This is a genomic window from Rhodonellum psychrophilum GCM71 = DSM 17998, assembly GCF_000381545.1.
GTDB lineage: Bacteria > Bacteroidota > Bacteroidia > Cytophagales > Cyclobacteriaceae > Rhodonellum > Rhodonellum psychrophilum.
In genome coordinates, this window is sequence record NZ_KB906686.1 from 17,968 (window position 1) to 29,969 (window position 12,002).

14 protein-coding genes are annotated in these 12,002 nt (G+C 42.5%); 7 read left to right on the forward strand and 7 right to left on the reverse strand.

All coding sequences use genetic code 11. The features are described from left to right. The first annotated feature begins 133 nt into the window (after positions 1-133). Entirely contained in the window at positions 134-310 is a 177-nt protein-coding gene (locus F824_RS26695; protein WP_019599309.1) for a hypothetical protein, read from the forward strand. Then, positions 294-506, forward strand: coding sequence for a type II toxin-antitoxin system PemK/MazF family toxin (locus tag F824_RS28010; protein ID WP_236613259.1), 213 nt, complete (start codon positions 294-296; stop codon positions 504-506). Before F824_RS26695 ends, F824_RS28010 begins: the two co-directional genes overlap by 17 nt. A 439-nt stretch (positions 507-945) precedes the next feature. Here the strand turns inward: F824_RS28010 and F824_RS0117930 are convergent, their stop codons facing one another. From F824_RS0117930 to tgt, 3 genes are read right to left on the reverse strand one after another with little or no spacing between them, the layout of a single operon-like run. Next, a complete protein-coding gene (locus F824_RS0117930) occupies positions 946-1,872 on the reverse strand; it encodes a DMT family transporter (RefSeq protein ID WP_019599310.1) in 927 nt (308 codons plus the stop codon). 1 nt (position 1,873) lies between these two features. After that, positions 1,874-2,947: an LptF/LptG family permease gene (locus tag F824_RS0117935; RefSeq protein WP_019599311.1), complete on the reverse strand. Its 1,074-nt coding sequence runs from the start codon at positions 2,945-2,947 to the stop codon at positions 1,874-1,876. Positions 2,948-2,949: 2 nt separating this feature from the next. Beyond that, positions 2,950-4,080: a tRNA guanosine(34) transglycosylase Tgt gene (tgt, locus tag F824_RS0117940; RefSeq protein WP_019599312.1), complete on the reverse strand. Its 1,131-nt coding sequence runs from the start codon at positions 4,078-4,080 to the stop codon at positions 2,950-2,952. A gap of 134 nt (positions 4,081-4,214) precedes the next feature. Here tgt and F824_RS0117945 point away from each other — a divergent pair, with 134 nt between their 5' ends. From F824_RS0117945 to F824_RS0117970, 4 genes are all read left to right on the forward strand, one after another. Next, on the forward strand, positions 4,215-5,354 hold the full coding sequence (locus F824_RS0117945; protein ID WP_026333789.1) for a glycosyltransferase: 1,140 nt from the start codon (positions 4,215-4,217) through the stop codon (positions 5,352-5,354). Continuing rightward, positions 5,345-5,956, forward strand: a complete 612-nt coding sequence (locus tag F824_RS0117950) for an RNA polymerase sigma factor (protein ID WP_019599314.1) — start codon at positions 5,345-5,347, stop codon at positions 5,954-5,956. Before F824_RS0117945 ends, F824_RS0117950 begins: the two co-directional genes overlap by 10 nt. A 412-nt stretch (positions 5,957-6,368) precedes the next feature. Continuing rightward, positions 6,369-7,697, forward strand: a complete 1,329-nt coding sequence (locus tag F824_RS26160) for a DUF2254 domain-containing protein (RefSeq protein WP_019599317.1) — start codon at positions 6,369-6,371, stop codon at positions 7,695-7,697. Between the two features lie 372 nt (positions 7,698-8,069). Continuing rightward, the gene (locus F824_RS0117970; RefSeq protein ID WP_026333790.1) at positions 8,070-8,531 is read left to right on the forward strand and encodes an Hsp20/alpha crystallin family protein; all 462 of its coding nucleotides are present in this window, start codon (positions 8,070-8,072) and stop codon (positions 8,529-8,531) included. Positions 8,532-8,719: 188 nt separating this feature from the next. Here F824_RS0117970 and nadD read toward each other — a convergent pair whose 3' ends face one another. The 4 genes from nadD to F824_RS0117995 form a co-directional block, all read right to left on the reverse strand. Then, positions 8,720-9,286 (reverse strand): nicotinate (nicotinamide) nucleotide adenylyltransferase, encoded by a 567-nt coding sequence (gene nadD, locus F824_RS0117980; RefSeq protein ID WP_019599320.1) that lies wholly within the window; start codon positions 9,284-9,286, stop codon positions 8,720-8,722. 5 nt (positions 9,287-9,291) lie between these two features. After that, positions 9,292-9,864: a guanylate kinase gene (gene gmk / locus F824_RS0117985; RefSeq protein WP_019599321.1), complete on the reverse strand. Its 573-nt coding sequence runs from the start codon at positions 9,862-9,864 to the stop codon at positions 9,292-9,294. Between the two features lie 5 nt (positions 9,865-9,869). After that, the gene (locus F824_RS0117990; protein ID WP_019599322.1) at positions 9,870-10,142 is read right to left on the reverse strand and encodes a mycothiol system anti-sigma-R factor; all 273 of its coding nucleotides are present in this window, start codon (positions 10,140-10,142) and stop codon (positions 9,870-9,872) included. Positions 10,143-10,224: 82 nt separating this feature from the next. Continuing rightward, complete coding sequence (locus tag F824_RS0117995; RefSeq protein WP_019599323.1) at positions 10,225-10,818, reverse strand: sigma-70 family RNA polymerase sigma factor; 594 nt, start codon at positions 10,816-10,818, stop codon at positions 10,225-10,227. 134 nt (positions 10,819-10,952) lie between these two features. Here F824_RS0117995 and F824_RS0118000 point away from each other — a divergent pair, with 134 nt between their 5' ends. Continuing rightward, complete coding sequence (locus tag F824_RS0118000) at positions 10,953-11,816, forward strand: lysophospholipid acyltransferase family protein (protein ID WP_019599324.1); 864 nt, start codon at positions 10,953-10,955, stop codon at positions 11,814-11,816. Positions 11,817-12,002: the final 186 nt, after the last annotated feature.

Genomic DNA, 12,002 nt, shown 5'->3' on the forward strand with positions numbered 1-12,002 from the left:
CTCAAATCCTGTTTATTTTTGTAAATATAAATTGTATTTATTTTTTTTTAAATAAAGAGACAAAGTATGGCAACTTTCACGAGCTCACTACCAGACGATCTATTAAAAAATGCTAGGTGAACAGGCAAAATAATTGTCTTTACCTAAAAATAAATTAATTGAAAATGCCTTAAGGATTTATTTAGATCATCTCAGGAGATCCGAATATGTCAAATCATTTCGCCAAGCTGGTGAGGATGAAGACATGACGCTGATGGCTGAAGAAGGAATGGGGGATTACTTAAAGCAGCTTGATGACGAAGCAAGGTGATATTTGGTATGCTGACCTCAATTCTACAATTGCATATAAACAGGCTGGCTTACGCCCAGTTGTAATTATCAGTGGCAACTTGTTGAACAAGCATTTAAAAATAGTGATTGCTGTTCCCTTGATATCTAAAATCAAGAAATATGCGGGGAACCCAATATTGGAACCAAATACCCGCAATAATTTAAAATCCACCTAGGAGATGCTTGTCTTTCACATCCGTCCTATTTCAAAAGAACGTCTGGTTGAAAAAATTGGCGAAATTTCTAAAGAAGAACTTGATCATACACTCAGCACACTTAAAGATCTCACGACTTTTTAGCAGGGTATTTTAAGTTGAAAAAAAGTATAATTTACCCCTAAATTAATCAATGGGCTATGGTAATTTGGAACATGCAGTAAACCCGTTTTATACATTACGGACTCAACTCAATATTGTAATTGACAGAAAATCAATTGGATGTTGATTACTTTTGATGTCATCCTATTGGTGTCAGGAATTATTCTCCCAATAGGCTGATTTTCTTTCAGTTTCAATCCTATCTGGAAACCTATTGCATATTCCATCTAACTTAATCAAGTTAGATGCTTTACGATACTTTTCCGCTGTCTTAGAATTCGGGTTAAATCTAAGAGATTTAAATCCCCAAAGTTTTTTCTTTTTTGGCATTCCTTCTCCTGTTGAAGTAATTGAAAACGGGGTAAAGACAAACAGAAAACAAGATGATCATTGTGCCCAAATAGAACCCAGGGGTCATTTTTTCCTTTTCTCCAAAAACCAATACCGCTAAGATAATCCCGTAAACAGGCTCCAAATTGACAGTCAGGTTGACGGCAAACGCGGTCAATCTGCGCATCAGCTCCACCGACACCGAAAAGGCATAGACTGTACAAACTATACTCAATATCAAGAGCCAAAGCCAATCCATGGCCGTGGGAACAAGTTGAAGACCTGTTTCCGTGAAGAAAGCCGCATAAAACGGCATAAAAAGCAAGGAGAAAATACAGGCGCCCATCATTTCATAGAAAGTCAGGACATAGGGGCTGTGTCTTTTGGTCAATCTACCATTGATGACCGTAAAAAGTGCCCCGATCAATGCCGAGCAGACAGCCATTCCCAAGCCCAACCAATAGCCTCCTTCAAAGCTAAAAATCACATACAAACCTGAAATCACCATCATACCGAGGAAAACCTCAAACCATTTCACCTTGGATTTATTGATCATCGGGTCGATGAATGCCGTCCAGAGGGAAGTGGTGGCCATTCCTGCCAAACAGACCGAAGCCGTAGAGACCCGCGCCGCCCAGAAAAACAAAATCCAATGCAGGGAGATCAAAAATCCTGTCCCCAGTATTTTACCCAATTCTTTTGGAGGAATTCGGATCTTACTTTTTTTCCACCAAAAGATAAGCCCCAAAGCCAGCGTGGAAATCAAAGTCCTGAAAAACACGATTTCTACCGAAGGTATACTGATCAACAGCCCCAAAATGGCTGTGAAGCCCCAAATCAGGACAATGAAATGAAGCATTGCATAATCCTTCACTGTAGAAGCGCTGTCCTGCATGTTAACGGGGAACGGTTTTGTAGAGTAAAACGCCGGCTAGGGCGAAGATGATATTGGGAAGCCAAACCGCGAAAATGGGATAGGGCGTGCCTGCTTCCGCAAAGGTGCGGGACAACAGGAAAAAGATAATATAGATGAATGCCAGAAAAAATCCCAAGGCAATCTGAAATCCCGAACCTCCCCTGGATTTTTTGGAAGAAACGATGACGCCGATAAATGTCAGGATAATCGCCGCGAATGGAGACATGTAACGGACATATTTCTCGATCTTGTAGAAATTGACATTGTCGGCTCCCCGATCCTCCAGGATGGTGATTTGTCGGGACAGTTCCGGCAATTTTAATGTCTCGTGGTGATTTGTCGGCAAATCAAAGTCATCGGGCGTGATGGAAAGCAGGGTGTCTAGGGATTCCCCGACAGTATAGTCCTCCCCTTTTTCGTGCAAAACCCGCAAACGCCAATTCTTGACTGACCAGGAATTGATGGCGGTATCCCAGACGATACGGTCTGCGGATAGTTTGGCGAGCAAAACCCCATCCCGGATTTGCTCCAGTGTGAAATTAAAACCTGTATTTCCAGAAGTGTAATAGCGCGAAATATAAGCGTAGGTATCCGGCGCCACCTTGATGTGGATATTCTGTTCGTTGTAGAATTTGTTTTCCTCCAGATACCGAGTCTTGAATTCCGTCACCCCTGCTGTGGCCACTGGCAGCACCCATCCATTGAGGAAGAAACTGGCAAGCCCGATCATGGAGGCTCCTGCGATAAACGGCACCAGCAAGCGCACAAAGCTCACACCACTGCTGAGAATGGCGATGATCTCTGTTCTTCCTGCCATTTTGGAAGTAATGAAAATAACCGAAATGAAGACGGTGATCGGCGTCAGCAGGTTATTGAGGTAAAGCCCGTAGTTTCCCAGGTAAATTAGAATATCAACTGCCGGAACTTTATTTCTGATAAAGGCATCGTTTTTTTCTGTAAAATCCAATACCAGGACAACCAATATCAGCATCAGGACCACAAAAAAGTAGGTCTTGATGAAATCCTTGATAATGAGTTTGTCCAGTATTTTCATGGTTACAGTCTTCTGCTTACTTTTTCGACCATCACATTTTTCCAGCTGGAAAATTCTCCCGATTTGATTTTTTCCCGAGCCTGCCCGACTAGCCAAAGATAGAAACTCAGATTGTGAATGCTTGCAATCTGTGCGCCCAATATCTCTTTGCTGATGACCAAGTGCCTCAAATAGGCCTTGGAATAAAAACTACTTACGTATGAATCGATACCTAGGTCTATCGCACTGAAGTCATCTTTCCATTTTTCATTTCTAATGTTGATAATTCCTTCGGTGGTGAAGAGCATTCCATTTCTGGCATTCCGAGTGGGCATCACACAATCGAACATGTCTACGCCCAATGCGATGCACTCGAGGATATTGGCAGGTGTACCAACACCCATCAGGTATCTTGGCTTATCCTTTGGCAAAATATCCGTGACCAATTCGGTCATTTCGTACATCATCTCCGCAGGTTCGCCTACCGACAAACCGCCGATGGCATTTCCTTCACGGCCACATGAGGCGATAAATTCCGCAGACTGAACGCGAAGATCCTTGTAAACAGAACCTTGGACAATCGGAAAAAGGGTTTGGCTGTAGCCGTACTTTCCTTCGGTACTGTCAAATTGCGCGATGCAGCGCTCCAGCCAGCGATGGGTCATGTGCATGGAATTTTGCGCATACACATATTCGCAGGGATAAGGGGTACATTCATCAAAAGCCATGATGATGTCCGCACCGATCACCCGCTGGATGTCCATGACATTTTCCGGAGAGAAAATATGTTTGGAGCCGTCGATATGGGATTTGAAAATCACTCCTTTTTCGGTGATCTTATTCGTTCCGGAGAGTGAAAACACCTGATATCCGCCACTGTCGGTCAGGATGGGCTTGGACCAGCCATTGAACTTGTGCAATCCGCCCGCCCTTTCCAAGATATCCAATCCCGGACGGAGGTAAAGATGATAAGTATTGCCCAAAATGATCTGGGCCTTGACATCGTAGGTAAGTTCCCGCTGATGAACGGCCTTCACCGATCCCGCGGTACCGACAGGCATAAAAATAGGGGTTTCGATATCCCCATGGTCTGTTTTGATGGTCCCTGCTCGGGCCTTACTCTTAGGGTCTGTGAATTCTAATTGAAACTTCATCTATGCTTTTCTGATCCCAAATCCAAAAAACTTGGAAATTCGGTGTAATTTGATAATTCAAAGCACAAAAATATAAGCTTATTCTTAAATGAATGCTGAAATTGCTTTTATATTTGCCCGCTAAAGATTTCAGCATGTTAACGGTTATTCTGTGGATATTATTTTTAGTGGCTTTGGCCATACAATTGTTTTATATCCTGATCATTTTTGGGCGTATGTCTTTTTTTTATCGAAATAAAATATCGAATCCATCCAAGTCAAATACAGAGGGTGTTACCGTGATCGTGGCCGCACACAATGAAAAAGACAACCTGAAAAAGCTCATCCCGATTCTTTGCAGCCAAAAATACCCGAATTTTGATGTCATGATCATCAATGACCGCTCCAACGACGGTACCAAAAACCTGCTGGAAAAAATGATGGCCCTCTATCCCCGGCTACGCACCGTGACGGTCAAATACACGCCCGGACATGTCACTTCCAAGAAATATGCGCTTACCCTTGGAATCAAGGTGGCCAAAAACGATGTGCTTTTGCTCACCGACGCAGATTGCATCCCAAAAACGGATAAGTGGATAGAATTGATGACCGCCCCGGTTCGTCAGGAAAACAAAACCTTTTCACTCGGTTTTTCCCAATACAATTCCGGAAAGGGATTTCTGAATCGTTGGATACAATACGAAACCCTCTGGACGGGCATCCAATACATGTCTTTTGCACTTTGGAAAGCCCCATTTATGGGCGTGGGGAGAAATCTTTGCTACAGAAAAAGCTTCTTCATGGAAAAAAAGGCCTTTAAGGGGCTTTGGCATATTGACTGCGGAGATGATGATCTTTTTGTAAACCTCTATGCAACCGGACAAAACACCGCGGTGGTGGTGGATCCGGAGAGCTTGACCCTTTCCAATCCCAAAACCACCTGGAGAGCTTACTTTTCCCAAAAAAGAAGACATTTCCATGCAGGCAAATATTACCGATCGGGTGACAAAACCAAGATCGGTGTCTATTCCGCAACCCATCTTTTATTTTGGTTGGTGGGACTTTCCTTACTGATTTTTTTAGGTTTGGCACAGAAATGGGAACAATTTTCCATTATTATCGGTATTATGGTTGTCCGATCCATATTATTGACATCCGTCTTCACTTCCGCAAGGAAGAAATTGGAAGGCGAAAGCAAAGTCTTCGGGACGATGTTTTTCGATTTCATGTATTTGGGGTATTTTTGGATAATTGGCACGATGGGGTACCAGTCAAAAAAGGTTAAATGGAAGTAAGCAAGAGAGGTTTTTCGGACAAGGCATTAGAGGATTTTGATTTGATCGACCGCGCCGTGGATCAAAATGACCAGCAGGCTTATGCGGCATTGATGAAGCGCTACAAAAAGGCGGTTTTTTTCATGATTTTAAAAATGATCCGGGATGCCGATGATGCCGAAGACCTGACCATGGAAGCCTTTGCCAAGGCTTTTCGAAACCTCCACAAATTCAAGAAAGACTTTACCTTCAGTACTTGGCTGTTCCGGATCGCCACGAACAATACCATTGATTTTATCCGTAAAAAAAGGCTGAAAACCATGAGCCTCAATACTACGCTGAGCGATGATGGTGGAAATGCCGTGACCATCGATATCGAAGACGACGACAACAATCCCCAGGATGAATTCATCAAGTCGCAGAGAAAGGAAATGGTCAGAATCTTTGTGGACAAGCTTCCTGCCAAATACAGAAAACTGGTGCAACTCCGTTATTTCGACGAACTCTCCTACGAGGAAATTGCCCAGGAACTGGAAAAGCCACTCGGAACCGTAAAGGCCCAGCTCCACCGGTCCCGCGAACTGCTTTACGAAATCGCACAAGGAAAAGAAAAGCACATTTGATTTCTCTAAACGTCCAAAGAAAAACCCTTGATACAAAATTGATTTTGAATCAAGGGTTTTTCTTTGCTGATGTGGGTTTTAGCTATTTTTTTGACAATACAAGAGCGTGATTTTTGGGTCAATCCTTCACAACAATTGTTTTCTTTGCCGCTTCAACTCCAGATTTTTTTGTCGCAGAGGAATAAATCCTTGCTGCATTTTTTTCATTTGATCCCACTCCGACGCTAGGCGGTTTTAGGCTCTCAAAAAAAACATCCCAAAGGAAATAGCCGAAAATGAAAGGAAAATCCCTTTTCTTTGATCCATCTGAACACTTTCACTTCTCCAAGAAAAACAAATCGAAAAGCTTTCTTTTTCCTGTCTTCAATTTTTAGGTTTAACTTGAGCTATCTTTTTCCCAAAAATCAATAGCATGAAGAATATTTGGTATACGCTTAAGATTTCTCTCCACAGAACTACCTCCAGCATCGCTTTTATCCCGACATTGTTTGCTTTTTGTGGACTTGCATTGTCTTTTTTGGTTGCATCGGTAGAATATGAACCATGGGTGCTGGATTTCAAGGAGAAGATCGGTTTCCTCTTGATTGGAAGTCTTGATAACGGGAGATTGATCCTGGGAACTTTGGTTGCCAGCACGATTTCCCTGATGGTCTTTAGCTTTTCCATGGTGATGATCGTGTTGAGCCAAGCCTCATCAAGTCTTTCCCCTAGGGTTTTGCCGGGATTGATCAGCAACAAGCCTCACCAGATCATTTTGGGGTTTTATTTGGCCACGATCCTTTTTTCACTGATCATGATCATTAATTTCCAAGCCGAGGGAGAGTATAAAATCCCATCCTTGGGCATATTGTTCGCTATGGCATTTGGCATTACCAGCTTGACGCTTTTCATTTATTTTATTCATTCGATTTCCAAATCGATCCAGGTAGAAACCATTTTGCATAATATTTTTAAAAGCACCCTCCATCAAATTGGCCTACGCGATCAAAAAGAACCCCAACAGGAAATCCAAATTCCTGATCAAGGTAATGCCTGGTTGGATATCTGCACAAAACGGGCAGGTTATCTCAAGAAGGTGAATGAAGAAGACTTAATATTATTGGCAGACAAACATGATTTTCAACTTTCCATCTGCAGTCCTATCGGCCAATTTTTAGTCGAAGGATATCCTTTTTTGAAGGTCAATGCAGGTCAAAAACTTCCAGAAACAGTCAATGCTGAAATCATGGGTTGTTTTACATTTTACTTCGACGACGAGGTGGAAGACCATTACATGTTCGGTTTCAAACAGGTATCTGAAATCGCCACGAAGGCCCTAAGTCCGGGCATCAATGATCCCGGAACAGCCATCAAAGCCCTCGATCTACTTTCGGTGCTGTTTATCCGACTGATGGCGATCCATGAGTCTTTGGTGGTATCGGGGAAAGATGGTAAGGCCAGGATTTTTCATTCTCCTGTAAAATTGGAAGAGTTGATCTTTCAAAACCTGATTCCAATTCGGGAGTTTGGAAAGAAAGATGTTTTGGTGATGGTGAAGCTTTTGGAAGTGTTAAAAAACATGGTGTTTGCGGACAGAAATGACGGCAAGTTTACCGAACCTTTGCTGAAGACTGTCCAGAGCTGTATCCAATGTGCAGATGCTGCGCTCAAAAATTCACTGGACAGGGAGCAAATCAATTCCCTTATTCAGCATATCGAAAAAACTGGGGGAGAAAAATATCGGTTGGAACATTTGCGTTGATTTTCCAAAGGATCTTGATTTTAAATCTCCTCCAATATTGCTTTTCAATATTAAACCTGAGTATCCGCAATTCTATTCCAGCTTAAAATTGTTTATTGATCAATTCGCTGTGTCCTGTTTTTGATTTCACCGAATCGGTGCTTTTCGTTATTCACCAAACAGTCTGATTTTTTTCAATTACAATTCTCATCAAAAATCCAGTACTAAAAACGGCTTAAAAACAGAGTGATTCTCCTTTCGGGATAATGTTTTTTTCATGAAATCACACTCATAATTATTTGAATTTATGAGATAAACTATTCTTTGAATTTTTATATTTTACTATATTTGTCATGATATAAATTTAATTATTAAACTTAAAACCAATTTATTATGACAACTTTAATGAGAAGAGGATCAAGCCCATTTTCAAGCATTTTTCCCGAGCTGCTGAACCCAGAGAGACTGTTGGGCAAGTCAATGATGGATTTGGAAAGAAGACTTTGGGACACTGACAGGAATTTTGATGTACCTTCGTTGAACGTGAGGGAAACCGAAAAGGAATACATGGTGGACATCGTGGCGCCGGGATTTGAGAAGAAGGATTTCAAGGTGGAGTTTTCAGAAGGAATGGTAACCGTTCATGCCGAAAAGGAACACAAGGAAGAGGAAACCCAAAAGGATTATACCCACAGGGAATTTTCCTACACTTCCATAGAGCGCTCCTTCTCCCTTCCTGAGAATATCCGCGAGGAAAAGATCGATGCCAAGTACGAAAATGGCATCCTTCAACTCCACATCCCGAAAAAAGATGTGGGAAAACCCAAAATCACAAAGGAAATCAAAGTCTCCTAAGGTTAATCAACCAAGATTTTGCCGGCTCGAAATCCAATTTCGGGCCGGTATTTTTTTGTCCTAACAAAATGGAAGGAATTCTATTTCCTGAAAATTGAATTTCGGAAAAAAGATAGATTTGAAAATGCCTTGCCTCAAGCCACAATAAAAAAACCATTTCCCTGTCGAGGCGGGACGCGGAAAAACCCTCAAACAAACAATTTTCTATCCATGATATACCCCTCCACAGCATCCGGAAGCAGGTACTTCACCGAATGCCCGGTCTTGACCGCATTTCGGATAAAAGTGGCAGAGATATCCATCAAAGGCGCCTCCACAAAGTGTACATTGGGATGATCAAATGAGGGGTTTTCTCCAGGTCTAGGATAGACATACAGCCCATATTCGGCCAAGATTACCTCATGGTTTTTCCATTTGTGGAAATGCGTCAGATTGTCCCCGCCCACGATCAGCTTGAAGGTATGGTTGGGGAATTTTTCGGAAAGCAGTGTGAGAGTGTCTATCGTGTAGCTCGGGCGTGGCATGTGGAATTCCACATCCGTGGCCCTAAAATGAAAATGATCGGCGATGGCGAGCTCTACCATCCTAAGCCGATCAAATTCGTGTAATAACGATTGTTGTTTTTTAAAGGGATTTTGTGGACTGACCACAAACCAGACTTCATCCAAATCCGTCTGATCCTGCATGATATTGGCAATGATCAAATGGCCGATGTGTATGGGATTAAAAGATCCGAAAAACAAGCCTATTTTCAAAACAGTTATTTGGATATAAATTCCGAAACAAGTTTTTCTGCTTCAGCAAATGATTTCTGCATGTCGTCATTGAGGATGGAAACATCAAATTGATCCTCAAAGGTCATCTCGAACTTTGCCTTGTACAATCTTCGCGACAAACTCTCATCAGTCTCCGTGCCCCGGTCCTTCAACCTTTCGGTGAGGGCTTCCATGGAAGGGACTTTCACGTAGACGGCAAGCGCTTTGTCGCCAAAATATTTTTTGAGATTGAGCCCGCCTTTGACATCCACGTCGAAGATGACATTGCGCCCACTGTCCCAAATGCGTTGGATTTCCTCTTTCAGGGTGCCATAGAAATTGCCTTCATAGACTTCCTGCCACTCGATAAATTCTTGTTGATCGATTTTGGATTTGAATTCTTCGGGGCTCAAAAAATAATAATCCTTCCCGTTTTGCTCAGATCTCCCTCTTTTGTCCCTGGTACAAGCCGAAATAGAAAATCCCAAATTTGGGATTTTGGAAATCAGATGTTTGACGATGGTGGTTTTCCCCGATCCAGATGGGGCCGAAAAAATTATTGCTTTTCCTGTTGGCATACCGACTATTCTATCTCTTTTATTTTTTGCCTGATACTGTCGGCCAATTCACTAGGCACGAGTTGTTTGGTGCATTTTGTCTTGAGCACATCGCGAATGGCTTGCTCCAGGTGGTAGTGTTCAAAACAAGGCTGGCATTTGTCCAGTTTTTCCTTCAGGATCTCCTTGGAGTCTTGACTATTCTCCCCATCCAAAATGCTTTCCAGTAACTGGAAGCATTTACTCTCGTCGGAACATCTCAATTTCCTTTCTCCAGATGATTCTAAATTTTTATCCATCTTATGCTTTAATCTGTTTTAGTCAATGCAATGCTAATTTATACTCACAAACCTTTCGTTAAAAAGCCCGTTTTCGCTCAATTCAATCTTCCTGGTCAGTATCATACCCCATGTTCTGGGCATAAGAACGCAATTTCTCTTTCAGTAAGTTCCTAGCACGATGCAATCGTGACCTTACGGTACCGATAGGAATATCCAATATTTTGGCCATTTCTTCGTAGGTAAATCCTTCAAGGTCACAAAGAATGATCACGGTCCTAAAATCTACTGCCAGACTATTGAGTGCGTTGGAGATTTCATCTCCCAGCATGTCCTTGACGGATTCCACCCTCAAGTCGGTGGTCATACCATAGTCAACATCATCCGAGTTGTAATAAGTTTCAACTTCCTGATAATCAATCTTCGTCGGCTGCTTACTTTTTTTCCGGTAATCGTTGATAAAGCTGTTCTTCAATATCCTGAACAACCAAGCCTTGGCATTGGTGCCCTGCTCAAAGGAATTGATAAAACGGAAGGCTTTCAGATAAGTATCCTGCACAAGGTCTTTGGCGTCGTCCTCATCAAAAGTAAGCCTGTACCCAAAATTGTACATGGAATCTATGTGGGGCATAAATTCCTGGTCAAAAATCTCGTTCTTTTCCTGATCGGAATATTTTTTTCGCTGTACTTCAGACATAGGCTTCAAAAGTAATCAATGATGGAAATTATAACTAATTATTTTAAATAAAGTCAATGGTTTTGACTTATTTTGAAGGTTGTTGGACGTTTTGACACCTGTTTGATACGCTCCTAAAAGATAAGCCACGCCCGATGTTTGCCATAAAACTGATTTCCCTTTTGCCCCTTTCCGTACTTTATATTTTTTCAGATATGCTGTATCTGATCGGATATCACCTCTTGGGCTACAGGAAAAAAGTGATTCGCCAAAATCTGCTGCATGCCTTTCCCGAAAAATCAGCAAAAGAAAGAAGAAAAATAGAAAAGGAATTTTTCAGAAACCTGACCGATTCTTTTGCGGAAACCATCAAGATGTACACCATTTCCAAAGAAGAACTGGCCAAAAGGGTACAGATCGTCAATTATGAACTCGCCCTGTCCCAGATCGAAAAAAACCAAGTAGTGGTGGGTGTGACCGGACATTTCTTCAACTGGGAACTTCACCTCCAGCACATGATGGCCAATATCAGCACCAAGGTCGATGTGGTTTACCTGAAAGTGAACAGCCCTTTTTTCGAGAACCTCATGAAAACGATTCGAAGTAGATTTGGAGGCGGATTGGTGGAAAGGGCAACTTTCCAAAGGGATTACCTGAGAAAAAGGGATCAGCCCAGGTTGATCGTGTTGGCTGCAGACCAAAGGCCCAGCAAATCAGAAATGCGTTATTGGACGCCCTTCCTGCATCGGGAAACGGCTTTTTTTGAAGGCGCCGAAAAACTGGCCAAACGCTTTGGACATACTGTCATCTATTCCCATGCTGCCAAACCCAAGCGCGGACACTATGTCTTCACCTACCAACCCCTTTCCTCGCCACCCTACGACAACGACGCAGAACATAGCATCACCGACGAATTTGTCCGAAGAATGGAAGCCAATATCCGCGAAAATCCAGCGCTTTACCTTTGGAGCCACAATCGGTGGAAGGAAAAAAAGACACCCGTTAGCGTTTCAGAATGAAAAGGTTAACATGCCCCTTCAGGACTTGATAGCTTATCATGTGTCTTTCTCAGGATGGGCTTCACCCATCCTGGACAAGCCCTTTCAGGGCTGGGGTAATGAATAAACGAATATCGAAACACGCAATACTTATCCCCATCCTTTTGCGATCATGCCCTTTCAGGGCTTGGTGTGCGCACAGCCCTG

Bases quoted from the DNA above. Each gene is read 5' to 3' on its own strand.
- F824_RS0117930 (WP_019599310.1), bottom strand. From the start codon at position 1,872: ATGCAGGACAGCGCTTCTACAGTGAAGGATTATGCAATGCTTCATTTC.
- F824_RS28010 (WP_236613259.1), top strand. From the start codon at position 294: ATGACGAAGCAAGGTGATATTTGGTATGCTGACCTCAATTCTACAATT.
- F824_RS0117970 (WP_026333790.1), top strand. From the start codon at position 8,070: ATGACAACTTTAATGAGAAGAGGATCAAGCCCATTTTCAAGCATTTTT.
- tgt (WP_019599312.1), bottom strand. From the start codon at position 4,080: ATGAAGTTTCAATTAGAATTCACAGACCCTAAGAGTAAGGCCCGAGCA.
- F824_RS0117990 (WP_019599322.1), bottom strand. From the start codon at position 10,142: ATGGATAAAAATTTAGAATCATCTGGAGAAAGGAAATTGAGATGTTCC.
- F824_RS0118000 (WP_019599324.1), top strand. From the start codon at position 10,953: ATGTTTGCCATAAAACTGATTTCCCTTTTGCCCCTTTCCGTACTTTAT.
- F824_RS0117945 (WP_026333789.1), top strand. From the start codon at position 4,215: ATGTTAACGGTTATTCTGTGGATATTATTTTTAGTGGCTTTGGCCATA.
- gmk (WP_019599321.1), bottom strand. From the start codon at position 9,864: ATGCCAACAGGAAAAGCAATAATTTTTTCGGCCCCATCTGGATCGGGG.
- F824_RS26160 (WP_019599317.1), top strand. From the start codon at position 6,369: ATGAAGAATATTTGGTATACGCTTAAGATTTCTCTCCACAGAACTACC.
- F824_RS0117995 (WP_019599323.1), bottom strand. From the start codon at position 10,818: ATGTCTGAAGTACAGCGAAAAAAATATTCCGATCAGGAAAAGAACGAG.
- F824_RS0117935 (WP_019599311.1), bottom strand. From the start codon at position 2,947: ATGAAAATACTGGACAAACTCATTATCAAGGATTTCATCAAGACCTAC.
- F824_RS0117950 (WP_019599314.1), top strand. From the start codon at position 5,345: ATGGAAGTAAGCAAGAGAGGTTTTTCGGACAAGGCATTAGAGGATTTT.